Origin of the sequence: Bradyrhizobium sp. HKCCYLRH3059 (assembly GCF_051168035.1) — a bacterium.
Classification (GTDB): Bacteria; Pseudomonadota; Alphaproteobacteria; order Rhizobiales; family Xanthobacteraceae; genus Bradyrhizobium.
Window position 1 is genome coordinate 40,953 of record NZ_JBNPUF010000014.1, and the last position, 26,948, is coordinate 67,900.

Sequence of the window (26,948 nt, forward strand, 5' to 3'; positions counted from 1 at the left end):
CATGAGCACGCTCGACACCGGCCTCACCCTCATCCGCACCGCATCCCGCCGCGTCTCGCGCGCCAACAGCATCGTCGGCAACGCGTTCAAGGGCTGGATGCCGACCGGCCTCTATGCGCGCGCGCTGCTGATCATGATCGTGCCGATGGTGATCCTGCAGACGGTGGTCGCGGGCGTGTTCATGGAGCGGCACTGGAACACGGTGACACGACGGCTGTCCGCCGCCGTGGTGCAGGACGTCGCCGCGCTGATCGACATCTACAAGGGCTATCCGCAGGACAAGGACCGCACCATGCTGCGCCGGATCGCGCAGCAGCGGCTCAACCTTGTGGTCGACTTCCTGCCGGCCGGCGACATGCCGCCGCCGGGGCCAAAACCGTTCTTCAACCTGCTCGATCAGTCGCTGTCGAGCCAGATCGGCCGCCAGATCAGCCGTCCGTTCTGGATCGACACCGTCGGCCGCTCCAACCTGGTCGAGATCCGCATCGCGCTCGATGATGCCGTGATGCGCGTGTTCGCGCAGCGCGGCGCGGCCTATGCGTCGAACACCGACATCTTCCTGTTCTGGATGGTCGGGACGTCGTCGATCCTGCTGATCGTCTCGGTGCTGTTCCTGCGCAACCAGATCAAGCCGATCCTGCGGCTCGCCGATGCCGCCGAGAGCTTCGGCAAAGGCCGCGAGGTGCCGAACTTCCGGCCGCGCGGCGCGCGCGAGGTGCGGCGTGCGGCGCACGCCTTCCTGGAGATGAAGGCGCGCATCGAGCGCACCCTGGAGCAGCGCACGGCGATGCTGGCCGGCGTCAGCCATGATCTGCGCACCATCCTGACGCGCTTCAAGCTGGAGCTGGCGCTGCTCGGCGACAGTCCCGAGATCGACGCCATGCGCAAGGACGTCGACGAGATGTCGCACATGCTGGAGGATTATCTTGCCTTCGCACGCGGCGACAATGGCGAGATCGCGCAGCCGACCGACATCTCCAACGCGCTGGAAGAGCTGCGGAGCGACGCCGAGCGCAACGGCCATTCCGCCACGGTATCGTTCCACGGCCTGCCGGTGGTGACCGTGAAGCCGCAGGCGCTGAAGCGCTGCCTCGGCAACCTCGTCTCGAATGCCGCCCGCCACGCCGACGCGATCGCCATCACCGGCCATCGCGACCACCGCTACCTCACCATCACCGTCGACGATGACGGCCCGGGCATCCCGGCCGACATGCGCGAGGAGGTGTTCAAGCCATTCCTGCGCCTCGACGACGCGCGCAACCAGGACGAGGGCGGCACCGGCCTCGGCCTCGCCATCGCCCGCGACATCGCCCGCTCCCATGGCGGCGACATCACCCTCGGCGACAGCCCGATGGGCGGGTTGCGGGCGAGCGTGCGCATTCCGGTGTAGCGCGCCGCACAGCTCATTCCTGCGCGATCACCGCGTCGAGCCAGGCGCAGTTCAGCGGCGGAACGCGTGGGTCCGGCACACGGACACCGCGTGCGGCGGCGGACAGCCGCATGTCACGCATGCGCTTGCGCTGCTCGTCCGGCAGGTACAATCGCTCGTGCCCCCACAGCGACGGGCCGTCGAAGGTCTCATGCGGCTGCCACGTCGCGGGATCGATCACCCGGCCGCCCCAGCCATATTCGATGAAGAAGCCGGAGGGCGTGTTGACGTAGAACGAGGTCATGTGGTCGTTGGTGTGACGGCCCAGCGTGTAGGCCACGCGCCCGTCGTCGAGCTGTGCCAGGTCGTAGCCCTGGCCGACGTCGTCGAGACTACCTAGTTCCACCATGAAGTGATGCAGTGTGCGGCGACCGGAGCCGACCATCGCGAAGCTGTGGTGACGGCCGTTGACGTGGAAGAAATAGAGCTTGTACGGCGTCAGGCCGAAGTCGGACACCTTGAAGCCGAGCAGGTCGCGATAGAACCGCAGCAGCGGCTCGACGTCCTCGACGTTGAGCACGACGTGCCCCATGCCGAGCGGCCCGGTGCGAAAGCCGGAGATCGGACGTCCCGGCCTGAAGGGATCCGAGGCGACGGCTGCCCCCCAGAACACCTCGATCGTGTTGCCAGCGGGATCCTGAAAGCAGATCAGCTCGCTGACATGACGCTCGTCGGCCAGTGCCTGCGAACCGCGGGCCACCTTCACGCCGTTGTCGTCGAGACGGCTCGCGAGCCGCGCGAGCGCGGCAGCGTCGCCGACCTCCCAGCCCATGACGGCGAGCCCGCCATCGCCGCTGCCATCGACGATCAGCCGCTGCTTGCGATCATCCATCCGATAGGCCTGCACGCTGGCTGCGCGATCCACGCGCTGCATCCCGAGGAGCTCGGTCGCCATGCGTCCCCACTGCTCCGCTTGGGACGACTTGATGCCGATGTAACCGAGCGCCGTTATTTCCATCTTGTTTTCTCCCGAAAGGCGCGGGCGGAATTTCGTATCAGCTCCGCGCGGTCCTGCAGTAGACTGGCGCCCCTGCATCCGGCTCGCGTTCTCAAGACGGTATCGGCGGACGGAAACGAAGAACAGGGAGGATTTTCCAAGTGTCCAAGCAACGGACGCGATCTCCGCAGGCCCGTCCTGCGGAGGGTGTCCGCGCCTTCAAGCGGGGGCTCGACGTGCTGCGCGCGGTCAATCGATCCGGGGGCATTCGCGCCGGCGACGTGGCGCGCCAGCTCGATCTGCCGCGGCCCACGGTCTATCGGTTGCTCGAAACACTCGAGGAACTCGGCTATGTGGCGCGCAGCGCCAGCGACGACCGCTTCCGGGTCACGCGCCACGCGTTGAGCCTCGGCGACGGCTATGATCCCGGCATCTTCATCTGCCAGGTCGCCGCGCCCTATCTCGCCGAGCTCAGCCGCAGCCTGATCTGGCCGGTCGATCTGTCGACTTATGAGAACGGCGCGATGGTCATCCAGGAGACCACGCATGCGCGCAGCCCGCTCTCGATCGACCGCAGCATGATCGGCAAGCGGCTGCCGATGCTGCACACCTCGGCCGGCCGGGCCTATCTGGCCGCCTGCCCGCCCGCAGAGCGGGACCTCATCATCAACCATCTGCGACGCATCGAGGATGCCGAGGACCTCTTCTTCCTGGCGCCCGAGCGGCTGCAGCGCATGATAACGGAAACGTCCCAGCGCGGCTATGCGATCCGCAACGAGGGCGAATTCAATCCGAAGACGTCGTCGATCGCGGTGCCGATCGTGCGGGGCGACGTCGTGTTCGGCTGCATTTCGATCATCTGGATCCGCTCCGCCATGACCCTCGAGGAGGCTGTCGCACAGTACGCGGCCCCATTGCGCGACGCCGCGGCCGCGATCCCCGTCCAGGCCTGAGCGTCCGCTGCGCGGACAGTTCGTGACCGCGCCTTGAAGGTGCGAGGCGGTTGCGGAACAGATGCGGCCATGAGCAACATGGCCGCACATTCCGGAAGCTTCGACGTCGTCATCGTCGGTCGCGGGCCCGTGGGCTCGACGCTCGCCAACCTGCTCGGCCTGTGCGGCATCCGCACGCTGATCCTGGAGCGCGAAGCCAAGGCCTATCATTTGCCGCGCGCGGTGCATTTCGACGACGAATGCATGCGCGTGTTCCAGACCATCGGCCTTGCCGACGCCATCCTGCCCCACCTTACATTGAGTCCCGGCATGCGCTTCGTCGATGCGGGGGGACGATTGCTGCTCGACTGGCCGCGCCCCAGCGAGCCGACCGCGATGGGCTGGAATCTGAGCTACCGATTCCACCAGCCCGATCTCGAAAACGTGCTCAACAAGGGACTCGAGCGCTGGCCTCATGTCGAGCTGCGCACGCGCTGTGATGTCTTCGCGCTCGAGCAGGACCGCGAGGGGGCGCGCGTTCGCTATGAGGACCTCGGCACCGGCCGGCTGGTCGACATCTCTTGCGCCTATGTCATCGGCTGCGACGGTGCACGTTCACTGGTGCGCCGCTTCATCGGCTCGGCGCTGGACGATCTCGGCTTTCACGAGCGCTGGCTCGTCTGCGACGTGCTGCTGAGCGAGGCGCGGCCCGATCTCGGCGATTTCAGCGTCCAGCACTGCAACCCGCAGCGTCCCGCAACCTATATTCGCGGCACCGGCAACCGGCGCCGGTGGGAGATCACGGTTCATCCCGACGAGGACGCGGTCGACATCACCCAGCCGGCGCGCGTGTGGGAGCTGCTCTCGCCCTGGCTCCGGCCCGCAGAGGCCGAGATCGAACGCGCCGCCGTCTACACATTCCACTCCGCGGTCGCCCAGCAATGGCGTGCCGGACGGTTCCTGCTCGCAGGCGATTCCGCGCATCAGACCCCGCCTTTCCTCGGTCAGGGCATGTGTGCCGGCATTCGCGACGCAGCCAACCTCGCGTGGAAGCTGGCTCATGTGATTGCCGGGAAGGCAACGCCCGATCTTCTCGACACCTATCAGAGCGAGCGCGCGCCGCATGTGCGCGAATTCATCGAGCTCGCGATCCGGCTGGGTGGGCTCATCAACACCAAGGCGGTCGAGGCGGCGCTTGCGACCGGCACGGCACAGGGCGACGGCCAGCTCAAGCTCGACGTGCAGAAGCCAGTGCTCGGCCCGGGCCTGGCCTGCGGCGAACGCAGCATGACGGGAAGACTGGCGCCGCAATTCCGCAGCCGTGATCACGGCCGCAGCGACGACCGCGTCGGCTATCGCTTCGCGCTGCTATGCCGGTCCGGTCTCGGGACCGCAATGATCGAGCAGCATCATGCCCGCCTGACGGCCGCCGACGTCGCCGTCATTTGCGGCGAGGAAGCTGGCGGCCTCGACGGCTGGCTCGATCGGCACGGCTTCGACGCCGTGCTGATGCGCCCCGACCGCTACATCCTGGGTGCTGTCCGCATGGGCGAAGATCCCGCGGCGCTGTTGTCAGGCCTCGCCTTCCTCGCACCGCTGCCGAGCGCGGCCTGAGCGTTTCCGTTCTTTTTGAGAGGGTTCACGTATGAAGCTGGTTTCCTTTGTGATCGACGGGCGTGCCGGTTACGGCGCGGTGAAGGGAGACGGTGTCGTCGACCTCGGCCGGCGGCTCCCGGCGAAGAGCCTGCGCGCGCTGCTCGAGGCGGATGCGCTTCGCGACGCCGCCGCGCTGCTCACCTCCGAACCGCCCGACTATCCGCTCGATGCGATCACCTTCGCGCCCGTCATCCCCGATCCCGGCAAAATCATCTGCGTCGGCCTGAACTATCGCGACCACGTCGCAGAGACCGGACGAACGGTCACCGAGAAGCCCGCGCTGTTCGCGCGCTTTCCGACCAGCCAGGTGGGACATCTGCAACCGGTCATTCGCCCTGGTGTCTCCGATCATTTCGACTATGAGGGCGAACTCGCGCTCGTGATCGGGAAAGCCGGCCGGCATGTCCGGCGCGAGGACGCGCTCACGCACATCGCCGGCTATTCCTGCTACAATGAAGGCAGCATCCGCGACTGGCAACGCCACACGTCGCAATTCCTGTCGGGCAAGACCTTCGATCAGTCCGGCGCATTTGGCCCCTGGCTGGTCACCGCCGACGAAATTCCCGACCCGTCCAAGCTGACGCTGCAGACCCGCCTCAATGGCGAGACCGTGCAGCGGACCACCACGGATCTCCTCATCACCGACGTGCCCGATCTGATCGTCTATTGCTCGACGATCATGACCTTGCTGCCCGGGGACGTGATCGTCACCGGCACGCCGGGAGGCGTCGGCTTCAAGCGCACCCCGCCTCTGTTCATGAAGCCCGGCGATACGGTCGAGGTCGAAATCTCGGGCATCGGCGCGCTGCGCAATCCCGTGACTGCCGAACTGGAAGCCTGACGTTTCCGCCTCGCGGAGAACCGCGAGGCGCACCAATCAAACACGACAAAAAACCAAATCTTCAAATCCGGGGAGGATCATCATGTCGCGCTGTCTCAGATCCAGCATCGCTGGCCTGCTGCTGCTTGCAGGCTCATCCGCGCAGGCCGAAATCAAGGCGGGTGCCATCCGTATCGGTGTGCTCACCGACATGACCGGCATCTTCGCGACCGCGATGGGGCCCGGCTCCGTGGAAGCGGCCCGGATGGCCGCTGATGAGTTCGGTGGCAAGATCAACGGCAGGCCGATCGAAATCCTTCAGGCCGATCATCAGAACAAGCCGGATATCGCGGTCGCGATCGCCCGGCGCTGGTTCGAGCAGGACGGTGTGCAGGCGATCGCCGACGGCGGCAGCTCCGGCGCGGCCCTTGGCGTCCAGGAGCTGGTGCGCAGCAACGGCAAGATCTTTCTCATCTCCGGGGCCGGCGCCAATCAGCTCACCGACGAGGCCTGCGCCCCGACCTCGGTGCAATGGACGCACGACGCCTATTCGACCGCGACAGCCGTCGTGTCGGGCATCATGCAGACCAGCAAGGAGCCGTGGTTCTTCATCACCGGCGACTACGCATTCGGCCATTCGGTCGAGGCAACCGCGCGCGCCCGCATCGCCGAGCTCGGCGGCACGGTCGCCGGCAGCGTCAAGGCGCAGCTCGGCACGCCGGATTACGGCTCGTTCCTGCTGCAGGCCCAGGCCTCCGGCGCCAAGATCCTGGCGCTCAACGTCGCCGGCGACAATGCCACGGCCATCAAGCAGGCCGAGGAATTCGGGCTTGCGGCCCAGGGCATGAAGATCGTGCCGATGTCGTTCCAGAACGTCGACATCGAGGCCATCGGCCTCAAGGCGACGCAGGGCGATCTCATCGTCACCAGCTTCTTCGAGGATGCCTCTCCCGCCGCGCGCCGCTTCTCCGACGCGTTCTACGCGCGCCGGAAGGCGATGCCGTCACAGATCCAGGCCGGGGTCTATTCGGCCGTGCGGCACTATCTGCAGGCGGTGAAGGATGCCGACAGCGACGACGGCGCAACTGTGATGGCCCGAATGAAAGCCACGCCGGTCTCGGATGCCTATGCGGACCACGGCCAGATCCGCGACGACCAGCGCATGGTGCACGACCTGTATCTGGTCCAGGTCAAGACCCCCGCCGAATCGAAGCGCCCCTGGGACTTCGTCAAGCTGGTGACGAAGATCGCCCCCGATCAGGCGTTTCGCCCGCTCGACCGCAGCAAGTGCAGCCTGGTCAGCAAGTGAGCACATGAGCGACCAAGCATGATTCCGGACGATCAGCGCGCCGTCATCATCACCGCCGCGGGCGGCCCGGAGGTCCTGTCGGAGCGACAGGACTGGCCGGTCCCGCGCCTCGGACCAGACGATGTGCTGATCGAGGTCGCAGCCGCCGGCATCAACCGTCATGACTGCAACCAGCGCGCTGCCGGGCCGTCGCGGGAGCCCAATCCCATACCGGGATTGGAAGCCTCGGGGCGCATCGTGGCCTGCGGCGCCAACGTTTCCCCGGAACGGCTGGGTAGAGCGGTGATCGCACTGACCGACGGCGGTTCATACGCGCAATACGTCGCCACCGATCAGCATCTTGCACTGGACTTGCCGAGCGGCCTCGACTTGATCCAAGGCGCCGGCCTACCCGAAGCGCTGTTCACGACCTGGTTCAATTTCTTCGAGCTGATGCGCATGATGCCCGGCGAGACCGCCCTGATTCATGGCGGAAGCAGCGGCGTCGGCACGATCGCGATCCAGCTCCTGCGCGCGCTGGGTCATCCCGTCATGGCCACCGCCGGCACCGCAGAGAAGCGCGCCCTGGCACTCGGGCTCGGCTGCAGCGCCGTGTTCGACTATGCCGATCCCGATCTCGCCGAGCAGATCCGCGCGGCGACGGGGAAGCGCGGGGTCGACTGCATCCTCGACACCTCCGCCGGCGCTCACATTGCGCAGGACCTTGCGGCGCTCGCGATGGGCGGACGGATCGCCCTGCTCTCGGCCGGACATGGCAAGGAGCTGGCGGTGCCGCTGCGCAGCCTGATGGCGCGCCGGGCCAGCATCACCGGCGCATTCCTGCGGTCGACGTCACTCGATATCAAACGCCGCCTCGCAAGCGAGCTGCGGCAGCGCATCTCGTCCCTGCTCGGAACGGCCATTCGGCCGCACATCGACAGCACCTATCGCCTGTCCGAGGCAGCCGATGCGCACGAACGCATGGAGACGGGCCGGCACATCGGGAAGATCATGCTCAACGTCCGCGAATGAGCGACGATCCACGTCGCTGCGCCCGCCACGCGCAACGAGCGCCCGCCTACTGCTTCACGCCCGGGATCAGGGCCTTCAGCTTGGCCATGTCCTTGACGTTCATCTTCATGCCGCCGGGCATCACGATGTCCCCGGGCTTCTGGTCGGGCTTGCAGGCGCCGAGCCATCTGGCCTCGATCGTCATCGCGGTGTCCTTCACCCCGGTGCCGGCGGCGCCGCCCGTGACGCGCGACATCGTCTTCACCGTATAGGCCGAGTTGAAGTCGCCGGTGATGTCGGCATGCGACGTCGTATTGATGCCGCCGAAATTGCAGACCGAATCGGAGACGTAGCCGGTCGCGGTCTTCTGGATGTCCTGCTTGGAGCAGACCTGCTGCGCCATCGGCGAGGCGAAGTTGTTCATCTCCTTGTCGGTGGCCGCGTCGGTGCAGTGCTGCATCGTCGCCTCCGGCAGCTGACCGCCGGATCTGATCATCTTCAGCTCCCACAGGCCGGCCTTGCGCACCGGTAGGTCGACGGCCCGTGCCTCATGGCTCGCGGTCACGCCCAGGAGGCAGCAGGCCAACAGCCCAATTGCGATGCGTGTGCAGGTCATATGCCCCGTTCCGGCTCGTTGATCGATGCCGGAGCGAATGCCGCAGAAAAATGGCAATTGGGAGAACGGCAGTTGATGGAAGGTCAGTACAGCGTCCGCAGCGGCCGCTGCGCCGAGCCATAGGGCACCCAGCGGCAGGCGAACGAAACGTAGCCACCGTAGCGCGCATCGACGGCGCGGAACTTCGCGACCTTGCCGTAGGAGGCGCAATGATCGACCGCGAGCTGGCGCGCATCCGTGGTCTGGGCCAGCTGGAAGGCGATGATGCCGCCGGTGTCGTTGCCCTTGAAGGGCGGCACCACGTCGGCCTGGGCGGATGCCGCAACCAGCACCATCCCAGTGGCCACGAGGCCTGCAGTCTTCACGAATCCGGCCATCAGCGTCCGCATTGCATTCTCCTCGATCTGGCCCGCCATTCTAAAGGTCCTGTCCGGTCAAGAAAAGAACACCGGCCTCGCGTTAACAGGACTAATCGTGGAGTGTTGCCGCGTTGCACTTGACCTCCTGTGGCCGCCGCGGCACGGTCCACGCTCCCGGATCAGCCTTGCGGACGGCCCATGCGCGACTTCAGCTCACCTTTCAAGATGTTCGGCGCCGCCTGTGGCGCGCTGCTTGCCGCCATCGTCGCCACCGCCCCGGCTCAGGCCGCCAACCCGCTCGAGATGAACTTCTGGTTGTCCGGTCCGAAATATGAAGGCCGGGTCGCGCCTTGCGAGGCGGCCATTCCGACCATCGTCTCGCGATTCCAGGACAAGGAGAGCACCTTCTGGAATTCCTCGCTGACGATCACCGGCGTCGCCAATGTCCATGAGATCGCCTTCCGGCCCTGGCAGTCCGACAACATTCCGCGTCGCTTCTGCACCGGCAGCGTGATGATCAGCGACGGCAAGGCGCGCACCGTCAACTTCTCGATCATCGAGGATGGCGGCTTCGCCGGCTATGACCAGGGCGTCGAGTTCTGCGTCGTCGGCCTCGATCGCAACTGGGCCTTCAATCCGGCCTGCCGCGCCGCCAAGCCCTGATTCGCCTTTCCCGGCGTATCGGCCGCTCGCGCGGGCGGCCGGCTGACGAATGGCTGCCTCGGGGCAGCCATTTTTGTTCTTGAAATGTTCCCGTGTGCTGGTAGGCTCCTGGCATTTTCCGGGGAGTACGCCATGTTCGATTGCCTGTGCCGACCTGCCGTCCTGTTGTCCAGAACGATCGCCTGCTTTGCCCTCTTGCTCGGTGTGCTCACGGCTGGCGCCGCCGAGGCGCAGGACCGCCGCCAGAATGCGCCGGGCGCGTTCGACTTCTACGTTCTCTCGTTGTCGTGGTCGCCCTCGTACTGCGCCGAAGCCGAGGAGCGCGGCGGTCGCGGCAGCCGGTCCCAGCAATGCAGCGGCCGACCGTACTCGTTCGTCGTGCACGGGCTGTGGCCGCAATACGAGAACGGCTACCCCGAATATTGCGAGCAGCCGGCGCCGCGCCTGCCCCGCAACATCATGACCTCGATGCTCGACCTGATGCCGGCGCCGGGCCTGATCTACAACGAGTGGGACAAGCACGGCACCTGCGCCGGCGTGTCGGCGAAGGCCTATTTCGAAGCCATCCGCAAGGCCCGCGCCGCCATCAAGATCCCCCCGGAATTCCTCGATCTCGCGGAGGCCAAGACGGTGGCGCCGGCGGCGATCGAGGAGGCCTTCATCAAGGCCAACCCCAAGCTCACAACATCGGGCATTGCCGTCACCTGCAATCGCACCAGGCTGAGCGAGGTCCGGATCTGTCTGTCGAAGGATCTGGAGTTTCGCAACTGCGACGAGATCGACCGGCAGGCCTGCCGGCGCGACGAGGTCAACATGCCGCCGGTCCGCGGCGGCTAGCGGCTGCGAATCGGGGCGACGCAGCGCGTCGGCCTGCGGCGCCTCCTGCGGCGGCGCTCATCCGCGGCTCTCCGGAGGGCGTCCGGCGCATCGACGGGGTACCCTTTTGACGCGGAACGGCGTAACCGGATGGCATGAACTACCGACATGCCTTCCACGCCGGCGGCTTCGCCGACGTCATCAAGCACATCGTGCTGACGCGCATCCTGGTCTACCTCCAGGAGAAGCCCGCCGCGTTCCGGGTGATCGACACCCATGCCGGCGCCGGCCTGTATGATCTCACCGGCGACGAGGCGACGCGCAGCGGCGAGTACCTCACCGGCATCGCCCGCGTGCTGCAGGCGCGGCTGTCGGATCAGGCCTATGCGCTGGTCCAGCCCTATCTGGATATCGTCCGATCGTTCAATCCCAAGGCCGAACTGGTCGCCTATCCCGGCTCGCCGCTGATCGCGCGCGCGCTGCTGCGGCCGCAGGACCGCATGACCCTGTGCGAGCTCGCGCCGATCCCCCGCAAGCAGTTGATCGATCAGTTGCGCCGCGACACCCAGGCCCGTGTCGTCGATCTCGACGGCTGGGTCGCCCTGCCCGCCTTCGTGCCGCCGAACGAGCGCCGGGGCGTGGTGCTGATCGATCCGGCGTTCGAGGCGAAGGATGAGTTCGAGCGGCTCGCCGATCGCTTCGCCGCGGCCTTCGCGAAGTGGACCACCGGTATCTACGTGCTGTGGTATCCCGCCAAGAGCCGGCGTGCGACGGAAGAGCTGAGCGATCGTGTCGCGGCGCTCGCAGCCGCGGCCAAGCCGCCGGGCAAGGTTCTGCGGATCGAGTTCAGTGTTGCGCCGCAGATCGAAGGCGAGGCGCTCACCTCGACCGGGCTGCTGATCGTCAACCCGCCCTGGACATTACATGACGAGCTGAAGCTCATCCTGCAGGAACTGCAGAAGCCCCTCGGCCAGGGCGGCGCGGCGCGCTTCCGACTCGAATTCCCCAAAGCTTGAAACGGCGACTGGTCGAAAAGCCGTAGTCAATCGGCGCGGAACCGTATTATTGTGTCCGATTGTAAGACTGGCTTTACGTTCCGCTTCCGCGAATGGTTGCGGCGGGGTGATCAAGGCCTAACAAGATCCGGCGATCCGGCGCGGCGAGCGCTGGGCGTTAAGGTGGCCAACGCTTTCCGATCAAAGTGATGTCCGGTCGGACGCTGCGCAGGGCGCGCAGTGGAGGAAGCATTGCGGGGGAGGAGTTTCCCGATGGCCATGACTGGGACGGTCAAGTTCTTCAACGGCGAACGCGGCTACGGCTTCATCAAGCCGGACGACGGTGGACGCGACGTGTTCGTGCACATCACGGCGGTGGAGCGCGCGGGCCTGAAGGACCTGACCGAAGGACAGCGGATCAGCTTCGAGGTCGAGCCGGACAAGAAGGGCAAGGGCCCGAAAGCGGTGAACCTGGTGCTGTCGTCTTAGGGCGAGCCCGCCTGGCGGTGGTTCACGCGCCGGCATGATTGCAGCCGGGCGCGCCTCGACGCCACCTCTTCGCTGGTTTGGAAGCTGTCGGCAGCGCCTGCTCGCGTGCACAGCATTGCCGGCTCGTACGTGCAGGCCGCGCGCAATGATGCACGTCTCCAGATTGCACAGAGCGCTCCGACAAAAAAATCCCGGCCACGCGAGCGGCCGGGAGGTTGTCGTTGGACGTTTCTTCTTCCTATTCCCTCGTTGCCATCAGAAGTGGAAGTTGATGCCTGCGCGCACAATTCCAAACCGATAGTCGTTCTTCGCCCCCGTGATCACGAAATTGCTGCTGTCGAGATCGACGTAGAGATACTCGATCTTGGCGGTCCAGTTCTGTGCCAGACCGAACTCGGTGCCGGCACCGAGCGTCCAGCCCACCGTGGTGTGCGATTCCGAAAGACCGAAGGTCTCGGCGCGCAGGCCGCCAAAGGCGAGGCCGCCGGTGCCGTAGAACAGGATGTTGTTGAAGGCGTAGCCGGCGCGGCCGCGCAATGTGCCGAACCACGGGTTCGAGAACTTCCACGGGGCGAAGGTGTCATTGGCGCCGGTCAGGTTGATGTCGCCCTCGGCGCCGAACACCCACGGGCCGTTCTGCCAATTGTAACCCGCGGTCAGGCCGCCGGTGAGACCGGACGGCTTGGTCGGGTTGTTGCCGACGGTGCCCCATTCATAGCCCAGCGTGCCGCCGAGATAGGGCCCGGCCCAGCTGTAGGCGTTGAGGGGCTGGTTCACGGTATAGGGCGCGCCGCGCCCGTAGCCGAGATCCGCCGCCTGCGCCGAGACCGATCCGAGAGCCGCCGCGCCCAAGCCCGCCGCGGCGGCAGCACCGACCAAGAACCTGTTCATCGCTCACTCCACGCCACTCGCCGTCACCCGCCGGAGCCTGCGCCGCGCGACTGTGGTGCGCGGGCCGGCGTGGTTACGGAACTCTCGCTTCTTTCGTGAGCATTTATCGAGAGTTTTAGGTTAAGCCGTTGTTAAGCCGGGTTACCCGGCCATTAACGTGCTTAACGAAGCGTTACCGCCCTGCCCTGTGCATGGCGCCATCGCAAGCTGGCGAGACGGCGCGGCAGCGCTTAGTTTGCGGACATGACCACCCACAGCTCCGATCCACCCAAGGCGCCGACGCCCCCGAGCCGGCGTGGCGCGGCCGACCTGCCGCCCGAGACCATCGACACGCCCGACCTCGATCCCGCCGCATCGGCTGCGGACGAGGACGATGACGGCCGGCTGCCGGAGCTGGCCGAGGAGAGCCTAGAGGCGGTCGGCGAAGGTCCGCTTGCGATCGGCCACGCGGCGATCGAGAACGCGGTGCGGCTGGCGCCGACCTCGCCGGGCGTCTACCGCATGCTCAACGCGGCGCACGACGTGCTCTATGTCGGCAAGGCCAAGAACGTCAAAAAGCGCCTGTCGTCCTATGCGCGTGCCAACGCGCCGCTGCCGGCGCGCATCCTGCGCATGATCGCAGCCACCGTGACGGTCGAGATCGTCTCCACCACCACGGAGACCGAGGCGCTGCTGCTGGAGGCGAACCTCATCAAGCAGCTCAAGCCGCGCTTCAACGTGCAGCTGCGCGACGACAAGTCGTTTCCCTATATTCTCATCACCGGCGACCATTGGGCGCCGCAGATCCTCAAGCACCGCGGCGCGCAGTCCAGGCCGGGGCGCTATTTCGGTCCGTTCGCCTCGGCCGGTGCCGTCAACCGCACCATCACGGCGCTGCAGCGCGCCTTCCTGATCCGCTCCTGCACCGACTCGTTCTTCGAGAGCCGCACCCGCCCCTGCCTGCTGCACCAGATCCGCCGCTGCGCCGGGCCCTGCACCCAGGAGATCGACTTCCCCGGCTACACCGAGCTGGTGCGCGAGGCGACCGATTTCCTGTCCGGACGCAGCCAGGCGGTGAAGGCGCTGCTGGCGGCCGAAATGGAGAAGGCGTCAGGCGAGCTCGAATTCGAGACTGCCGCCGTCTATCGCGACCGCCTCGCGGCGCTGTCGGCGATCTCCTCGCAGCAGGGCATCAATCCGCGCACGGTCGAGGAAGCCGACGTGTTCGCCATCCACCAGGAGGGCGGCTATTCCTGCGTCGAGGTGTTCTTCTTCCGCACCGGGCAGAACTGGGGCAACCGCGCCTACTTCCCGCGCGCGGAGAAGAGCTATCTGCCGGAGGAGGTGCTGTCGGCGTTCATCACGCAGTTCTACGACGACAAGCCGCCTCCGAAGCTGATCCTGCTGTCGCACGAGATCGAGGAAGCCGAGCTGCTCGCCGAGGCGCTGTGCGTCAAGGCCGGCCACAAGGTCGAGGTGTCCTGCCCGAAGCGCGGCGAGAAGAAGGACCTCGTCATCCATGCGCTGACCAATGCGCGCGAGGCGCTGGGCCGCAAGCTCGCGGACACCGCAACGCAAAGCCGGCTGCTGGAGGCGATGACGACGACGCTCGGCCTGCCGCAGATCCCCCGGCGCATCGAGGTCTACGACAACAGCCACATCCAGGGCACCAACGCGGTCGGCGCGATGATTGTCGCCGGCCCCGACGGCTTCATGAAGAACCAGTACCGCAAGTTCAACATCAAGTCGGAAGGGCTGACGCCCGGCGACGACTACGCGATGATGAAGGAGGTGCTGCAGCGCCGCTTCAAGCGGCTGGTGTCACCGTCGGAGAAGGATGTCGCCCGCGCGGCCAAGGAGGACGACGTGCCGCAATGGCCGGATCTCGTCATCATCGACGGCGGCCGCGGCCAGCTCAATGCCGTCCGCGAGATCTTCACCGAGCTCGGCGTCACCAATGTCGCGCTGATGTCGGTCGCCAAGGGCCCCGACCGTGACGCCGGCCGCGAGACGCTGTTCATCCCCGAGCGCGAGGCGATCAAGCTCGAGCCGCGCGATCCCGTGCTGTATTTCATCCAGCGCCTGCGCGACGAGGCGCATCGCTTCGTCATCGGCTCGCACCGCAAGCTGCGCAAGAAGGACATCCGCGAGGCCGGCCTGCAGGAGATCCCCGGCATCGGCCCGTCGCGCAAGCGCGCGCTGCTGCACCATTTCGGCACCTTGAAAGAGATCGAACGCGCCTCGATCGCCGATCTCGGCAAGGTGCCGGGCGTGAGCGCCGAAAGCGCGCGGAAGATTTTCGAGTATTTTCACAGCAACGCGAGCTGAGCCGATCGCGGCTCAAGCCGCAGCCGGCGGCTCCTGCTTCACCGCATCGGCGAACTTCCGCATCAGCCGCACCAGCTCATCCACATCGCGGATCTCCCAGCTCTCGAAGATGGCGCGGCCGATCCGCTCGCGCGCAGCGTCGACGAGGTCGGTCATGGCCTTGCCCTTCGGCGTGATCACCGCCTCGCGCACCCGCCGGTCCGCGGCGCTGGCCTGGCGTGCCACCAGCCCGAGGCTCTCGAGCTTGGCGACCTGGCGGCTGACGGTGGTGTAGTCGCGCCCGACCCGATCCGCCATCTCGACCACACCGATCGGGCCAAATCGCTCGATTCCGACCAGCAGCGGAAACAGCGCGCGGTCGAGCGCGATGCCGGCTTCCCTGATCAGCGCCTCGTCGCGCTGCGGCCGGTTCATCACGGCCACAATGTCGAGCAGCGCCCCGTGCAGGACGCGGAGCTGCTCACTTATATGTGTATTTTGCACATTATTCCTTGGCGACATCAGTCCCTCCGGATATATGTGCATTATACACATATAATCCGGAGCTCCACCATGAAAGCCGCTATTGTCCAGAAAGCCGGGCAGCCGCCGGTCTACGCCGATTTCGCCAACCCGATCGCTGCTCCTGACGAGCATCTGATCACCGTGACCGCCGCAGCGATCAGCCAGATCACCAAGGCCCGCGCCTCCGGCACGCACTACAGCTCAACCGGCGCGTTTCCCTTTGTGGCTGGGATCGATGGCGTCGGCCGCTGTGAGGACGGCAGCCGGGTCTACTTCGTGCTTCCCAGGGCCCCCCATGGCGGCATGGCCGAAAAGACGGTGGTGCCGAAGGCGCGATGCCTCGCCTTGCCCGATGATCTCGATGACGTCACCGCGGCGGCAATCGCCAATCCTGGCCTGTCGTCCTGGGCGGCGCTGCGCGAGCGCGCACACCTCCGCGCCGGCGACACCGTGCTGATCAATGGCGCCACTGGAACGTCCGGTCGGCTCGCGGTTCAGATCGCCAAGCATCTCGGTGCGGCCAAGGTGATCGCGACCGGGCGCAACGCCGCGACGCTGCAATCCCTGACCGCGCTCGGCGCCGACGCGGTCATTCCCCTGGTCGGCGATGGCGACGCGCTGGAGGAACGTTTCAAGCCCCATTTCGCCGGGGGTGTCGACGTCGTGCTCGACTATCTCTGGGGCGCCAGCGCCGAGCGGCTGCTGATGGCAGCGGCCAAGGCGGGCGCGGAGGCGAGACCGATCCGATTCGTCCAGATCGGCTCCATCAGCAGCGGCGACATCACCCTGCCGAGCGCGGTGCTGCGCGCATCAGCCATCGAATTGATGGGCAGCGGCATCGGCAGCATTCCGCTCGAGCGTCTGATCGCGCTCACCGGTGAGTTGTTGCAGGCGGCCATCCCTGCCCGGCTCGAGATCGCGGCCGATCCGATCCCGCTGAACGCGATCGAACGCAATTGGGCCAGGGATGATGCCACCCGCCGCGTCGTGCTCACCATGTGAAAGCCGGGACAGCAAAAAAACGACGAGTTGGCAGGCTGTCGGCAAAAACAATTTACCCGGATAAAAATATACGCTAATTACCCGGGTTAAAGTGGAGCCCCACCATGACCCCCGACCAGCGCAAGGCGGCCGTCGCCGCCTATAAGGAACGCAAGACACCTGCCGGCATCTTCGCCGTGACCTGCGCCGCCACCGGCCAGCGCTGGGTCGGCTGCGCGCCGGATCTCGACAAAATCCAGAACCGGCTGTGGTTCACCCTGCGCCAGGGCGGCCACCGCCGCGGCGGGTTGCAGGCGGCCTGGGCCGCCCATGGCGAAGGGTCGTTCAGCCTGGAGGTGATCGAGACCTTCGACGACGAAACGCTGACCTTTGTGCGCGACCGCGTGTTCGCGGAACGCCAGGCGCATTGGTGCGCGGTGCATGGCGCGGAGGCGATCTGAGGCTTTCGCTCAAGCCTTCGCGCAGCCGTCACTGCACCGCAACAAGGTCCCAGCCGTGCGTCGCGCCCGCCGATCTGCGCACTGGCGCGACCGCGTCCGGTTGCTTAATGAAGCGTTGCGGGTCGCGTTGCCGCATGCGCAAGAGTTCCTATCTCCGCAAGACTTCGTTGCGATTCGCGTCATATCTGCGTCATCCTGCCGAAGCGGCTCGGCTCGGAGGTTGACGTCCGAACGGCGGCAGTATTGGTACACCGGATGAATATTGCGACCACACGCGTGCCCAGCAAGACGTCGACGTCCCTGCCGAACATCCTGACCTATACGCGCATCGCCGCGATACCGGTCGTGGTCGGCTGCATCTACGCGCAGTCGGTCTGGATGTATCCTTTGTGGCTCCGCTGGGTCGCCGTCGCGGTGTTCATTGCGGCTGGGATCACCGACTATCTCGACGGTCATTTCGCGCGGATCTGGAACCAGCAATCGGCATTCGGCCGTATGCTCGATCCGATCGCCGACAAGCTTCTGGTCGCCTCCTGCCTGCTGATGCTGGCCGCCGACAGCACCATCCAGAACTGGTCGCTGTGGGCGGCCATCGTGATCCTGTGCCGCGAGATCCTGGTGTCGGGCCTGCGCGAATATCTCGCCGCGCTGCGCGTCTCGGTGCCGGTGACCAAGGTCGCCAAATGGAAGACCACGATGCAACTGGTGGCAATCGGCTTCCTGCTCGCGGGCGAGGCCGGCGATGCGGCGGTCGCCCAGATCTCGACGGCCGTTGGCCCGATCGTGAGCGGGATCGGAATTTGGCTGCTCGGCTTGTCGGCGGTCTTCACCATCTACACCGGCTACGACTATTTCCGCGCCGGCATCCACCACCTCATCGAGGCGGACTCGCGATGAAGGTGAAGTATTTCGCCTGGGTGCGCGAGCGCGTCGGCAAGGCCGAGGAGACGGTCGAGCCGCCGGCGGACGTGCGCACGGTCAGCGAGCTGATCGCCTGGCTCACCACGCGCGGCGAGGGCTACGCCTATGCGTTCGAGAGGCCGAAGGTGATCCGCACCGCGATCGACCATACCCATGTGCAGCCGGATGCGGCCATCGCCGGCGCCCGCGAGATCGCGTTCTTCCCGCCGATGACCGGCGGCTGACGTAACGGAATATCTGTCCATGACCGCGATCGTCACCGTCCGCGTGCAGCAAGAGGATTTCGACACCGCGGCCGAGATCGCGGCCCTCAGCCATGGCCGCACCGACATCGGCGCCGTCGTCAGCTTCTCCGGCCTGTGCCGCGGCAACGACCATGACACGCCGATCAGCGCACTGACGCTCGAGCACTATCCAGGGATGGCGGAAGCCGAGATCATGCGCCATGCCGAGCAGGCGATGGCGCGCTGGCCGCTGCAGGGCATGACCGTGATTCACCGCTTCGGCCGGATACGGCCGGGCGAGAACATCGTGCTGGTGGTGACCGCATCCAGCCACCGTCAGGCGGCGTTCGAGGCGGCTGAGTTCCTGATGGATTATCTCAAGACCAACGCGCCGTTCTGGAAGCGCGAGGAAACCGAGAACGGCGGCGGCTGGGTCGAGGCCAAGAGCCACGACGATGCCGCAGCGGCGCGCTGGAAGTCGTGATGGCGAAGAAGGTCAAGACGGCAGCGCCGCGCAAGGCGGCGGCACTGAGGCTGCCGAAGGTCAATGCGGGCGAGCTGGCGAGCCTGCTCGACTACCTGCGCTACGCGGTGAGCTGCTTCCAGAACGCCGATCTGGTGTTTGCGCACGGCACCACCGATCCGGTGTCGGAGGCCGCCTTCCTGATCGGCGAGGCGCTGCATCTGCGCCCCGATCAGTTCGAGAGCTTCGTCACGGCCCGGGTCACCGCGGCCGAAGGCAAGACGATCCTCGACCTGATCACGGCGCGAATCACCACGAGGAAGCCGGCGGCCTATCTGGTCAACAAGGTCTACATGCGCGGCCTGCCGTTCTACGTCGACGAGCGCGTCATCGTGCCGCGCTCGTTCATCGGCGAGCTGCTGGAGACGCATTTCGGCGGCGCCGAAGCCGACGGCACCTCGCTGATCGACGATCCGCTGGCCGTGGACAGCGTGCTGGACCTCTGCACCGGCTCTGGGTGCCTGGCGATCCTGGCCAGCCGCCACTTCCCCAATGCGGTGATCGACGCCGTCGACATCTCCAAGGATGCGCTCGCCGTTGCGGCGAAGAACGTCGCCGACTACGACCTCGGCGAGCGCATCTCGCTGCACCGCGGTGACCTGTTCGCACCGCTCAGCCAGCGCCGTTACGATCTGATCATCACCAACCCGCCCTATGTCGACGCCGAGGGCATGGCCGGCCTGCCTCGGGAATGCCGCGCCGAGCCGGCGCTGGCCTTCGACGGCGGCCCCGATGGGCTCGACATCATCCATCGCATCCTCAGCCAGGCGCGCGACCACCTGACTGCGGAAGGAGGGTTGTTGTGCGAGGTCGGACGCGACCGTCCGCAGATCGAGGCGGCCTATCCCGACCTGCCGCTGCTCTGGCTCGACACCGAGGACTCCGAGGGCGAGGTGTTCTGGATCACCGCGCGCGATCTCGTCTGAGACGCGGCGGCCCGAGGCACACCGGCGCGGTTGGCGCGAAATGACGCAGCGACTTCCAATATGCGGCACAATCTGCTGCTGCCGTGCAGAATCCGCTCACCAGGGCAGCGGGAACGCTGGACCTTTGACATTTCCGTCCGTCCGCGAAGCTGATAGCTTGGCGGCGGCCCGGATCAGCGGCCGACAACGTCGGCGCACGCATTCAGGCCCATCAAGCACGATCCGTTTCGGCAAGCTTTTCTGGCACCGGTTCGCCACCTTTCCGGATCATGCTGCCGCCGTCGCACAACCGTCCGAGAGGTCCCCATGCTGGACAAGAGCCCCCGCCCCGCCGTCACCGTTCCGAATGATCTTGCCGCGCATTGGATGCCGTTCACCGCGAACCGCGCCTTCAAGAAGAACCCGCGCCTGCTCGCCGGTGCCAAGGACATGCACTACATCACCGTCGATGGCCGCAAGATCATCGACGCCGCCGCCGGCATGTGGTGCTGCAACGCCGGTCACGGCCGCAGCCAGATCGCCGAGGCGATCGGCCAGCAGGCCGCGGCGCTCGACTACGCACCGCCGTTCCAGTTCGGCATTCCCCAGGCGTTCGAGCTGGCCAACCGCATCGCTGATCTCGCGCCCGCCGGCCTCGACCACGTGTTCTTCTGCAACTCCGGCTCGGAGGCAGCCGACACCGCGCTGAAGATGGCGCTCGCCTATCACCAGATCAACGGCCAGGGCAGCCGCACCCGCCTGATCGGCCGCGTCCGCGGCTATCACGGCGTCGGCTTCGGCGGCACCTCGGTCGGCGGCATCGTCAACAACCGCAAGCTGTTCGGCACCTTGCTGACCGGCGTCGACCACATCCCGGCGACCTATGACCGCGAGAAGCAGGCCTTCACCAAGGGCGAGCCGGAGTATGGCGCGCACTTCGCCGACGAGCTCGAGAACCTCGTCAACCTGCACGGCGCCAACACCATCGCCGCCGTGATCGTCGAGCCGATGGCCGGCTCGACCGGCGTGATCCCGGCGCCGAAGGGCTATCTCAAGCGGCTGCGCGAGATCACCCAGAAGCACGGCATCCTGCTGATCTTCGACGAGGTCATCACCGGCTTCGGCCGCCTCGGCTACGCCTTCGCCGCCGAGCGCTACGGCGTGACGCCTGACCTTCTCACCTTCGCCAAGGGCGTCACCAATGGCGCGGCACCGATGGGCGGCGTGCTGGTGCGCGACACCATCCACGACGCCTTCATGAGCGGCCCCGAGCACATGGTGGAGTTCACCCACGGCTACACCTACTCGGCGCATCCGATCGCCTGCGCGGCCGGCCTCGCCACGCTCGACATCTATCGCGACGACAAGCTGTTCGAGCACGCCCGCGCGATCGAGCCGAAATTCGCCGACGCCGTGATGTCGCTCAAGGGCCTGCCCAACGTGCTGGACATCCGCACGGTTGGTCTCACCGCCGGCATCGACCTCGCGCCGCTGCCCGACGCGGCTGGCAAGCGCGGCTACTCCGCGATGGAGACCGCCTTCCACAACAACGACCTGATGCTGCGCATCGCCGGTGACACGCTGGCGCTGACCCCGCCGCTGATCGTCAGCGAGGATCAGGTCGGCGAAATCATCGAGAAGGTCGGCAAGGTCATCAAGGCCGTGGCGTAAGCCGCGCGCGGACATCGTCAGCCAACAACAATGGCGGCCCCGGTGGCCGCCATTTCCTTATCTGGACTGCTTCCCAGCAGCGGTCATTCCGGGGCAATCGTCAACGCGGCCACGCGTTGGCGATTGAACCCGGAATCTCGTACTTGTTGGGAAGGGACGCGAGACAATATCGGGATTCCGGGTTCAAGGCCTGCGGCCTTGCCCCGGAATAACGTTGGTTGGCATAGCTATTCATACGGTCTCGCTCTGGCTCCGCATCGGTCATGTGCCGCCATCACCTTATGAAGTCCGCTCCTACCCGGCGTGCGGGAGAGCATCCCCGATCGCAAATAGCTTGCCCTGCAAGGATTGCCGCAGAACGGCACGCCTGATTGCCGGGAACCTTCGCAAATCCTCCACGTTCATGTCGCGAGCCGGCGGTTTGCGCGCGGCGAGCGGATTGTCGGAGGACGCGCATGCTTGCACCGCCAGGAGAGCTGCTGCGATTGGGGCTCGAACAGAGGCTCAACCGCGTCAAGCGCGCCACCCAATCCTACATTCGGGATCGCGCCCGGCAGGCCACCGGAACGGTGACGTCCTACGCCGTCGCCGCCGGGCTGTTCGCCACCGCGGGCATCTTCCTGATCGCCGCCTGCATCGTCGGATTGACCGCGCTGTTCCGCTGGGTGGAAATGACCTACGGCCTGTTCACCGCGTTCGCGGTTGTCGGCGGCATCCTGGTCGCGCTGGCGGCGATCTGCGCGATCGTCGCGGCAGTCAAGCTCCGCAGCCCTTCGCCGCACTATCCGTCGCTCTCCAGCCGGTTGCGCGTGGCGATCGCAGCGCCCGTGGCCCGGGAACCCGACGCGGACGAGATCGATCCCGACACCATCCCCTTGGCACCGTCATCGACCTCCACGAATCACGCGAGCGGAGTTGCGGGCGCACTCGGACGGATCAACGTACCCGTCGGTGTCGCCGTTGCGGCACTGCTGCTCGGCGTGGCCGCCCTGCGCCGACGTCACCGCAGCACGTGAGCCTGCCCGGACAGCGACAGGCGCGGTTCGACGGACATCGAAGAATCACCGGCTCAATCGAGCTGCTAAGCAACACGCGTTGATCAGCTCATGGCACCGCACGCATGTCTAAACATGTCTGGAATCCGCGAAGCGCTTCCCCCGGTGTTCTACGGATCGGCAACACTACGATGGCACTCCGCTTTCCCACGTGAACTTGCGTAAATGACACGCAGACGAGAAATCATCGGCGTCTCCCGGTATTTGAATCCCGCCCACTATCCTCGCGAATCAACAGAAGTGCTAAGGTTGCGTTCGGTTGGGAGCGTCGCCAAGCATGATCCGTATCTCCACGATTTTCGTTGCCATTTGTATGGTTCTGGTCGCGGCCTCGCTCGGCCTGATCCTGTATTCGGTGGCCGGTATCAGTGGCTCGGAATCCGCGATCGTCGCGCTCGCCGCACTGACGTTCCTGATTCTCTACAATGCCGTGTCGATGCGACTGCGCGACCGCACCGACATCGGCAGCCAGATCGCCGATCTGTCGCGCGGCACCGCCGACCTCGCGCGTCAGGTCGCCGAGTTCGGCCGCCGCCTGTCGGCGGTGGAGGGACGCATCGTGTCGTCGAGCTCGGTCAGCGCCGATCGCCTGCAAGGGGTCATCGGCGAGATCAACGAGCTCGGCGGACTGATGAAGCAGCTCGCCGTCACCGTGGCACAGCACGAGGACCTGATCGCGGCCATCCCGCCGGCAACACCGCCGGGAGCTGGGGCCGGCACGGTTCGCGACGCCGATCGCCCGCTCCCGGCGACCGCTTCCTCCAGCGGCGCGCTCGAGATGAACGCGCTGCCGTCGCGCGGCGTCGAGCAGAAGGTGGCCGAGACCTCCGGCACGTTCAGCGCGGCACCGGCTGCCGCCCCCCTGCCGCCCAAACCGCAGGCCCCGGCGGTCACGGCCGTGCCGCGCAGCCAGCCGCAGATCCTCGCCGCCGTCAAAGGCGCGATCGAGGACAACCGCCTCGACATCTATCTGCAGCCGCTGGTGACGCTGCCACAGCGCAAGGTGCGCTTCTACGAGGCGGTGACCAGGCTTCGCGACGAGCGCGACCAGGTGGTCGCGGCCGAGGACTTCATCGGCATCGCGGAAGCCGCCGGCCTGGTCGGGCGCATCGACCACATGGTTCTGCTTCGCTGCGTCCAGGTGCTGCGCCGCCTGATGGTTCGCAACAAGGACGTCGGCATCTTCTGCAACATCTCCTCGGCGACGCTCAGCAGCCCTGCAAACTTTTCGCAATGCCTCGATTTCCTCGAAGCGAATCGCGCCCTGGCGCCGTCCTTCGTGCTCGAATTCAAGCAGTCGACCCTTCGCAGCCTCGGTCCGACCGGGACCGAGCATCTCGCGGCCCTGGCACAGCGCGGCTACCGCTTCTCGATCGACCATGTCACCGACCTCCGGTTCGAGCCGCGCGAGCTCGCCGATCGCGGAGTCCGCTTCATCAAGGTCCCGGCCGCGCTGCTGCTCGACCCGAAGCAAAGCTCGGCCTCCGACATTCACCCGACCGATCTCTCCGATCTGCTGGGCCGCTTCGGCATCGACCTGATCGCCGAGCGGATCGAAGGTGAGAACAGCGTCGTCGACCTGCTCGACTACGACGTCCGCTTCGGCCAGGGCTTCCTGTTCGCGCCGCCCCGCCCATTGCGACCCGAGGGCGCATCTGCTACCGGCGAGGCCGCCGCCGGCCCATCGGGCGGGCAGGACATCAAGATTCAGGACCCCAATGCCGCCGGCACCACCTCTCTCGACGCGTCACACACCAATGCTCCGACGCGCAGCGGCAATGCCGCCCTCGCCCGCCGTGCCGCCGGGACCCTCTGAGATCAGCCGGCTGCCATGACCGTTCTCCGCTTCGAAGAGCGGCTGCGCGATCTGGTCGGCCGCAAGCAGGTGCTGCTGAGCGACATCTGGGGCGTGGTCCATAACGGGCTCGAGTCCTTTCCCGACGCCTGCGACGCGCTGCACCACTTTCGCCGCCAGGGCGGTACGGTGATCCTGATCACCAACGCACCCCGGCCGGCCGATTCGGTCCAGCGCCAGTTGCGCAAGCTCGGCGTCGCCGACGAGGTCTACAGCGCCATCGTCTCCTCCGGCGACCTGACCCGCCACTACGTGGCCGATCATCCCGGCGGCAAGGTGTTCTGGCTCGGCCCCGAGCGCGACAATTCCATTCATCGCGGTCTCGACCTGGCGCTGTCGCCGCTCGAAGAAGCGTCCTACATCATCTGCACCGGCCTCTACGACGACGAGACCGAGACCGCCGAGGACTACCGGCCGATGCTGCTGCGCGCCCGCGAGCGCAAGCTGCCGCTGATCTGCGCCAATCCGGACATCGTGGTCGAGCGCGGCGACCGGCTGATCTACTGCGCCGGCGCCATCGCCGAGCTCTACCGCGAGCTCGGCGGCGAGGTGATCTTCTACGGCAAGCCGCACCGGCCAATCTACGAGCGGGCCATGATGCTGGCCGAGCAGCACGCCGGCCGGCCGGTCGCGCGCGAGGAGGTGCTGGCGATCGGCGATTCCGTCCGAACCGATCTCGCCGGCGCGCACGGCTTCGGCATCGACTGCCTGTTCGTGACCCGCGGCATCCATTCCGAGGAGTTCGCCGGCGTCGAGCAGCTCGACCCGGCCTCGATCAAGGAGCTGTTCGGCCATCCGCCGCGCGCCCTGATGCGCGAATTGAAGTGGTGAACGGATCCTGAAACGCAAAACGCCCGGCCGAGTGCCGGGCGTCTTTCGTTGGAGTGGATCAGGCGGGCGTCAGGCCGTTGCCATGTCCGGGAACACCGCGTCGATCTTGGTCTTCAAGGTCGCGGCATTGAACGGCTTGACGATGTAGTTGTTCACGCCAGCCTTCTTGGCCGCGATCACGTTCTCGGTCTTGGATTCCGCCGTGATCATGATGAACGGCGTGGTCGCCAGGTTCGGATCGGCGCGGACCTCGCGGAGCAGGTCGTAGCCGGTCATCGGCTCCATGTTCCAGTCGGAGATCACGAGGCCGTATTTCTTGGCGCGCATCTTGTTGAGGGCCATCGAGCCGTCGCTGGCATCGTCGATGTCCTCGAAACCGATCTGCTTGAGAAGATTCCTGATGATACGGATCATGGTGCTGTAATCGTCGACGACGAGCACCGGCATCGTCAAATCAACCGCCATCTTGACTCCCCCAGACGCGAACACAACGCGCAGACTGTTACAAAAAAGCTCATGCGGCACGGGTCGTAACCGACCCCGCCATCCGCTTTCAGCAGTAGCATCAGCCGTTAAACAGCGCGTTAACTGCGCTGCGGCTGCATGTCGCTATTGCTGCGCTGCATGAGCGGAGGAACCCCTTCGGCTTGACTTCGCGGGGCCGGCCGCCCACCGTCACGGCAACCACCGTCCGCCGGTAGCCCACCGAAATCCGCGAGATATTTCCGTCACATGCTCGATTTCAAGATCATCCGCGATTCCACCCCGCCGTCGGACATCCTCAAGGGCGCGGTGGTTGCGATGGGCAATTTCGACGGCGTCCATCTCGGTCACCGGGCCGTGATCGAGGCGGCGATCGAGATGGGCAAGGCCAAGGGGCGCCCGGCGCTGGCGCTGACCTTCGAGCCGCATCCGCGGCGCTTCTTCAGCCCCAATACCCCGCAGTTCCGCCTGACCGACGAGACCGCCAAGCTGCGACTCCTGGCCGGAACCGGCCTTGCCGGCGCCGTGGTCATGGCCTTCGACAAGGGCCGCGCCCAGACCTCGGCGCAGGATTTCATTCACCATGACCTGATCGGGCGGCTCGGGATCGCCGGAATCGCGGTCGGCTACGACTTTCATTTCGGCAAGGGCCGCGTCGGCTCGCCCAGCCTGCTCGCCAACGAGGCCCCCAAGCTCGGCATCGAGGTCGACATCCAGGCCCATGTCGACATCGACGAGCGGCCGGTGTCCTCCACAGCGATCCGCGAAGCGCTGGCGGAGGGCCAGGTCAGCGAGGCGACCGCGATGCTCGGCGGCCCCTGGTTCGTGAGCTCCGAGGTCATCCACGGCGAGAAGCGCGGCCGCGATCTCGGCTACCCCACCGCCAACATGCGGCTCGATCGCGATTGCGGGCTGCGCCACGGCATCTATGCCGTCCGGGTCGGCCGCGGCCGCGGCGCTGAGCGGGTGCTGATCGACGGCGTCGCCAATTTCGGCCGCCGGCCGACCTTCGACAACGGCGCGCCGCTGCTCGAGACCTTCCTGTTCGACTTCAAGGACAGCCTCTATGGCGAGGTCCTGGACGTCGCCTTCATCGGCTTCATCCGCGAGGAGGCCAAATTCAGCTCGATCGAGGCCCTGATCCGGCAGATGGACGACGACAGCGCCAGGGCCCGCGCTTTGCTGGCGGCCCATCCCGGCCTTTTCCCCCGGCTCGGCGAGATCGGCTGATCCTCCTGCTCCATCGGTGACGTCATTCCGGGGCAGCCCGCCAGGGCTGAACCCGGAATCTCGAGATTCCGGGTTCGATGCCAGCGCATCGCCCC

The 26,948-nt window shown here is 66.3% G+C and carries 28 protein-coding genes; 22 read left to right on the top strand and 6 right to left on the bottom strand.

Annotated features, from left to right (window positions below):
* Position 1 precedes the first annotated feature (1 nt).
* The gene (locus ACQR13_RS30925) at positions 2-1,390 is read left to right on the top strand and encodes an ATP-binding protein (protein ID WP_315713591.1); all 1,389 of its coding nucleotides are present in this window, start codon (positions 2-4) and stop codon (positions 1,388-1,390) included.
* A gap of 13 nt (positions 1,391-1,403) precedes the next feature.
* Here ACQR13_RS30925 and ACQR13_RS30930 read toward each other — a convergent pair whose 3' ends face one another.
* Positions 1,404-2,387: a VOC family protein gene (locus ACQR13_RS30930; protein WP_316171640.1), complete on the bottom strand. Its 984-nt coding sequence runs from the start codon at positions 2,385-2,387 to the stop codon at positions 1,404-1,406.
* A gap of 140 nt (positions 2,388-2,527) precedes the next feature.
* Between ACQR13_RS30930 and ACQR13_RS30935 the strand changes: the two genes are divergently transcribed.
* From ACQR13_RS30935 to ACQR13_RS30955, 5 genes are all read left to right on the top strand, one after another.
* The gene (locus ACQR13_RS30935; RefSeq protein WP_315754435.1) at positions 2,528-3,319 is read left to right on the top strand and encodes a DNA-binding transcriptional regulator; all 792 of its coding nucleotides are present in this window, start codon (positions 2,528-2,530) and stop codon (positions 3,317-3,319) included.
* Between the two features lie 69 nt (positions 3,320-3,388).
* Positions 3,389-4,912, top strand: coding sequence for a bifunctional 3-(3-hydroxy-phenyl)propionate/3-hydroxycinnamic acid hydroxylase (locus tag ACQR13_RS30940; protein ID WP_434863538.1), 1,524 nt, complete (start codon positions 3,389-3,391; stop codon positions 4,910-4,912).
* A gap of 31 nt (positions 4,913-4,943) precedes the next feature.
* Entirely contained in the window at positions 4,944-5,795 is an 852-nt protein-coding gene (locus ACQR13_RS30945) for a fumarylacetoacetate hydrolase family protein (protein ID WP_434863539.1), read from the top strand.
* An 82-nt stretch (positions 5,796-5,877) separates the two neighbouring features.
* Positions 5,878-7,083, top strand: coding sequence for an ABC transporter substrate-binding protein (locus ACQR13_RS30950; RefSeq protein WP_434863540.1), 1,206 nt, complete (start codon positions 5,878-5,880; stop codon positions 7,081-7,083).
* 18 nt (positions 7,084-7,101) lie between these two features.
* Entirely contained in the window at positions 7,102-8,094 is a 993-nt protein-coding gene (locus ACQR13_RS30955; protein ID WP_316187097.1) for an NAD(P)H-quinone oxidoreductase, read from the top strand.
* Between the two features lie 46 nt (positions 8,095-8,140).
* On the opposite strand, the gene ACQR13_RS30960 is transcribed toward ACQR13_RS30955, so the two are convergent.
* Entirely contained in the window at positions 8,141-8,689 is a 549-nt protein-coding gene (locus ACQR13_RS30960; protein ID WP_315754445.1) for a DUF3617 domain-containing protein, read from the bottom strand.
* Positions 8,690-8,772: 83 nt separating this feature from the next.
* A complete protein-coding gene (locus ACQR13_RS30965; RefSeq protein WP_316166178.1) occupies positions 8,773-9,078 on the bottom strand; it encodes a hypothetical protein in 306 nt (101 codons plus the stop codon).
* Between the two features lie 168 nt (positions 9,079-9,246).
* Here ACQR13_RS30965 and ACQR13_RS30970 point away from each other — a divergent pair, with 168 nt between their 5' ends.
* From ACQR13_RS30970 to ACQR13_RS30985, 4 genes are all read left to right on the top strand, one after another.
* A complete protein-coding gene (locus tag ACQR13_RS30970) occupies positions 9,247-9,711 on the top strand; it encodes a hypothetical protein (protein WP_315713599.1) in 465 nt (154 codons plus the stop codon).
* 132 nt (positions 9,712-9,843) lie between these two features.
* Complete coding sequence (locus tag ACQR13_RS30975; RefSeq protein WP_315754447.1) at positions 9,844-10,548, top strand: ribonuclease T2; 705 nt, start codon at positions 9,844-9,846, stop codon at positions 10,546-10,548.
* 134 nt (positions 10,549-10,682) lie between these two features.
* The gene (locus ACQR13_RS30980; RefSeq protein ID WP_315713601.1) at positions 10,683-11,543 is read left to right on the top strand and encodes a 23S rRNA (adenine(2030)-N(6))-methyltransferase RlmJ; all 861 of its coding nucleotides are present in this window, start codon (positions 10,683-10,685) and stop codon (positions 11,541-11,543) included.
* Between the two features lie 252 nt (positions 11,544-11,795).
* Entirely contained in the window at positions 11,796-12,011 is a 216-nt protein-coding gene (locus tag ACQR13_RS30985; RefSeq protein ID WP_006612991.1) for a cold-shock protein, read from the top strand.
* A 255-nt stretch (positions 12,012-12,266) separates the two neighbouring features.
* Here the strand turns inward: ACQR13_RS30985 and ACQR13_RS30990 are convergent, their stop codons facing one another.
* Positions 12,267-12,902 carry an outer membrane protein gene (locus ACQR13_RS30990; protein WP_315713602.1) on the bottom strand — a complete coding sequence of 212 codons (636 nt, stop codon included), beginning with the start codon at positions 12,900-12,902 and terminating at the stop codon, positions 12,267-12,269.
* A 243-nt stretch (positions 12,903-13,145) separates the two neighbouring features.
* On the opposite strand from ACQR13_RS30990, the gene uvrC reads away from it, so the two are divergent.
* Positions 13,146-15,209, top strand: coding sequence for an excinuclease ABC subunit UvrC (gene uvrC, locus ACQR13_RS30995; RefSeq protein ID WP_316174352.1), 2,064 nt, complete (start codon positions 13,146-13,148; stop codon positions 15,207-15,209).
* 12 nt (positions 15,210-15,221) lie between these two features.
* Here the strand turns inward: uvrC and ACQR13_RS31000 are convergent, their stop codons facing one another.
* Positions 15,222-15,710 (bottom strand): MarR family winged helix-turn-helix transcriptional regulator, encoded by a 489-nt coding sequence (locus ACQR13_RS31000; RefSeq protein WP_315713604.1) that lies wholly within the window; start codon positions 15,708-15,710, stop codon positions 15,222-15,224.
* Between ACQR13_RS31000 and ACQR13_RS31005 the strand changes: the two genes are divergently transcribed.
* The 10 genes from ACQR13_RS31005 (at position 15,651) to ACQR13_RS31050 (ending at position 25,140) form a co-directional block, all read left to right on the top strand.
* On the top strand, positions 15,651-16,715 hold the full coding sequence (locus tag ACQR13_RS31005) for a quinone oxidoreductase family protein (RefSeq protein WP_316191450.1): 1,065 nt from the start codon (positions 15,651-15,653) through the stop codon (positions 16,713-16,715). The genes ACQR13_RS31000 and ACQR13_RS31005 overlap by 60 nt on opposite strands.
* Positions 16,716-16,819: 104 nt before the next feature.
* Entirely contained in the window at positions 16,820-17,155 is a 336-nt protein-coding gene (locus ACQR13_RS31010; RefSeq protein ID WP_315825374.1) for a GIY-YIG nuclease family protein, read from the top strand.
* A 255-nt stretch (positions 17,156-17,410) separates the two neighbouring features.
* Entirely contained in the window at positions 17,411-18,052 is a 642-nt protein-coding gene (gene pgsA / locus ACQR13_RS31015) for a CDP-diacylglycerol--glycerol-3-phosphate 3-phosphatidyltransferase (RefSeq protein ID WP_315754456.1), read from the top strand.
* The gene (gene moaD, locus ACQR13_RS31020; RefSeq protein WP_316201702.1) at positions 18,049-18,300 is read left to right on the top strand and encodes a molybdopterin converting factor subunit 1; all 252 of its coding nucleotides are present in this window, start codon (positions 18,049-18,051) and stop codon (positions 18,298-18,300) included. The genes pgsA and moaD overlap by 4 nt, the downstream gene beginning before the upstream one ends.
* Before the next feature lie 19 nt (positions 18,301-18,319).
* Positions 18,320-18,784: a molybdenum cofactor biosynthesis protein MoaE gene (locus ACQR13_RS31025; RefSeq protein ID WP_316187094.1), complete on the top strand. Its 465-nt coding sequence runs from the start codon at positions 18,320-18,322 to the stop codon at positions 18,782-18,784.
* Positions 18,784-19,749: a 50S ribosomal protein L3 N(5)-glutamine methyltransferase gene (gene prmB, locus ACQR13_RS31030; RefSeq protein ID WP_316174359.1), complete on the top strand. Its 966-nt coding sequence runs from the start codon at positions 18,784-18,786 to the stop codon at positions 19,747-19,749. The genes ACQR13_RS31025 and prmB overlap by 1 nt, the downstream gene beginning before the upstream one ends.
* A gap of 306 nt (positions 19,750-20,055) precedes the next feature.
* Positions 20,056-21,399, top strand: a complete 1,344-nt coding sequence (locus ACQR13_RS31035; RefSeq protein ID WP_315754462.1) for an aspartate aminotransferase family protein — start codon at positions 20,056-20,058, stop codon at positions 21,397-21,399.
* Between the two features lie 455 nt (positions 21,400-21,854).
* On the top strand, positions 21,855-22,415 hold the full coding sequence (locus ACQR13_RS31040; protein WP_316201699.1) for a phage holin family protein: 561 nt from the start codon (positions 21,855-21,857) through the stop codon (positions 22,413-22,415).
* Positions 22,416-22,731: 316 nt separating this feature from the next.
* Positions 22,732-24,270, top strand: a complete 1,539-nt coding sequence (locus ACQR13_RS31045) for an EAL domain-containing protein (protein ID WP_315754467.1) — start codon at positions 22,732-22,734, stop codon at positions 24,268-24,270.
* 15 nt (positions 24,271-24,285) lie between these two features.
* On the top strand, positions 24,286-25,140 hold the full coding sequence (locus tag ACQR13_RS31050; RefSeq protein WP_315713614.1) for a TIGR01459 family HAD-type hydrolase: 855 nt from the start codon (positions 24,286-24,288) through the stop codon (positions 25,138-25,140).
* Between the two features lie 69 nt (positions 25,141-25,209).
* Here the strand turns inward: ACQR13_RS31050 and ACQR13_RS31055 are convergent, their stop codons facing one another.
* Complete coding sequence (locus tag ACQR13_RS31055; RefSeq protein ID WP_006613531.1) at positions 25,210-25,605, bottom strand: response regulator; 396 nt, start codon at positions 25,603-25,605, stop codon at positions 25,210-25,212.
* A gap of 267 nt (positions 25,606-25,872) precedes the next feature.
* Here ACQR13_RS31055 and ACQR13_RS31060 point away from each other — a divergent pair, with 267 nt between their 5' ends.
* Positions 25,873-26,853 carry a bifunctional riboflavin kinase/FAD synthetase gene (locus tag ACQR13_RS31060; protein WP_434844963.1) on the top strand — a complete coding sequence of 327 codons (981 nt, stop codon included), beginning with the start codon at positions 25,873-25,875 and terminating at the stop codon, positions 26,851-26,853.
* The last annotated feature ends 95 nt before the right edge of the window (positions 26,854-26,948 follow it).

What these genes read in the sequence shown, in the direction of transcription:
- ACQR13_RS30930 (WP_316171640.1), bottom strand. Translation starts at nt 2,387, where the DNA reads ATGGAAATAACGGCGCTCGGTTACATCGGCATCAAGTCGTCCCAAGCG.
- ACQR13_RS30940 (WP_434863538.1), top strand. Translation starts at nt 3,389, where the DNA reads ATGAGCAACATGGCCGCACATTCCGGAAGCTTCGACGTCGTCATCGTC.
- ACQR13_RS31060 (WP_434844963.1), top strand. Translation starts at nt 25,873, where the DNA reads ATGCTCGATTTCAAGATCATCCGCGATTCCACCCCGCCGTCGGACATC.
- ACQR13_RS30980 (WP_315713601.1), top strand. Translation starts at nt 10,683, where the DNA reads ATGAACTACCGACATGCCTTCCACGCCGGCGGCTTCGCCGACGTCATC.
- ACQR13_RS30925 (WP_315713591.1), top strand. Translation starts at nt 2, where the DNA reads ATGAGCACGCTCGACACCGGCCTCACCCTCATCCGCACCGCATCCCGC.
- ACQR13_RS31025 (WP_316187094.1), top strand. Translation starts at nt 18,320, where the DNA reads ATGACCGCGATCGTCACCGTCCGCGTGCAGCAAGAGGATTTCGACACC.
- moaD (WP_316201702.1), top strand. Translation starts at nt 18,049, where the DNA reads ATGAAGGTGAAGTATTTCGCCTGGGTGCGCGAGCGCGTCGGCAAGGCC.
- ACQR13_RS30960 (WP_315754445.1), bottom strand. Translation starts at nt 8,689, where the DNA reads ATGACCTGCACACGCATCGCAATTGGGCTGTTGGCCTGCTGCCTCCTG.
- ACQR13_RS30990 (WP_315713602.1), bottom strand. Translation starts at nt 12,902, where the DNA reads ATGAACAGGTTCTTGGTCGGTGCTGCCGCCGCGGCGGGCTTGGGCGCG.
- ACQR13_RS31045 (WP_315754467.1), top strand. Translation starts at nt 22,732, where the DNA reads ATGATCCGTATCTCCACGATTTTCGTTGCCATTTGTATGGTTCTGGTC.
- ACQR13_RS30945 (WP_434863539.1), top strand. Translation starts at nt 4,944, where the DNA reads ATGAAGCTGGTTTCCTTTGTGATCGACGGGCGTGCCGGTTACGGCGCG.
- ACQR13_RS31035 (WP_315754462.1), top strand. Translation starts at nt 20,056, where the DNA reads ATGCTGGACAAGAGCCCCCGCCCCGCCGTCACCGTTCCGAATGATCTT.
- ACQR13_RS30950 (WP_434863540.1), top strand. Translation starts at nt 5,878, where the DNA reads ATGTCGCGCTGTCTCAGATCCAGCATCGCTGGCCTGCTGCTGCTTGCA.
- ACQR13_RS30970 (WP_315713599.1), top strand. Translation starts at nt 9,247, where the DNA reads ATGCGCGACTTCAGCTCACCTTTCAAGATGTTCGGCGCCGCCTGTGGC.
- pgsA (WP_315754456.1), top strand. Translation starts at nt 17,411, where the DNA reads ATGAATATTGCGACCACACGCGTGCCCAGCAAGACGTCGACGTCCCTG.
- prmB (WP_316174359.1), top strand. Translation starts at nt 18,784, where the DNA reads ATGGCGAAGAAGGTCAAGACGGCAGCGCCGCGCAAGGCGGCGGCACTG.
- ACQR13_RS30975 (WP_315754447.1), top strand. Translation starts at nt 9,844, where the DNA reads ATGTTCGATTGCCTGTGCCGACCTGCCGTCCTGTTGTCCAGAACGATC.
- ACQR13_RS31000 (WP_315713604.1), bottom strand. Translation starts at nt 15,710, where the DNA reads ATGTCGCCAAGGAATAATGTGCAAAATACACATATAAGTGAGCAGCTC.
- ACQR13_RS31050 (WP_315713614.1), top strand. Translation starts at nt 24,286, where the DNA reads ATGACCGTTCTCCGCTTCGAAGAGCGGCTGCGCGATCTGGTCGGCCGC.
- ACQR13_RS31010 (WP_315825374.1), top strand. Translation starts at nt 16,820, where the DNA reads ATGACCCCCGACCAGCGCAAGGCGGCCGTCGCCGCCTATAAGGAACGC.
- ACQR13_RS31040 (WP_316201699.1), top strand. Translation starts at nt 21,855, where the DNA reads ATGCTTGCACCGCCAGGAGAGCTGCTGCGATTGGGGCTCGAACAGAGG.
- ACQR13_RS30955 (WP_316187097.1), top strand. Translation starts at nt 7,102, where the DNA reads ATGATTCCGGACGATCAGCGCGCCGTCATCATCACCGCCGCGGGCGGC.
- ACQR13_RS31055 (WP_006613531.1), bottom strand. Translation starts at nt 25,605, where the DNA reads ATGGCGGTTGATTTGACGATGCCGGTGCTCGTCGTCGACGATTACAGC.
- uvrC (WP_316174352.1), top strand. Translation starts at nt 13,146, where the DNA reads ATGACCACCCACAGCTCCGATCCACCCAAGGCGCCGACGCCCCCGAGC.
- ACQR13_RS30965 (WP_316166178.1), bottom strand. Translation starts at nt 9,078, where the DNA reads ATGCGGACGCTGATGGCCGGATTCGTGAAGACTGCAGGCCTCGTGGCC.
- ACQR13_RS30985 (WP_006612991.1), top strand. Translation starts at nt 11,796, where the DNA reads ATGGCCATGACTGGGACGGTCAAGTTCTTCAACGGCGAACGCGGCTAC.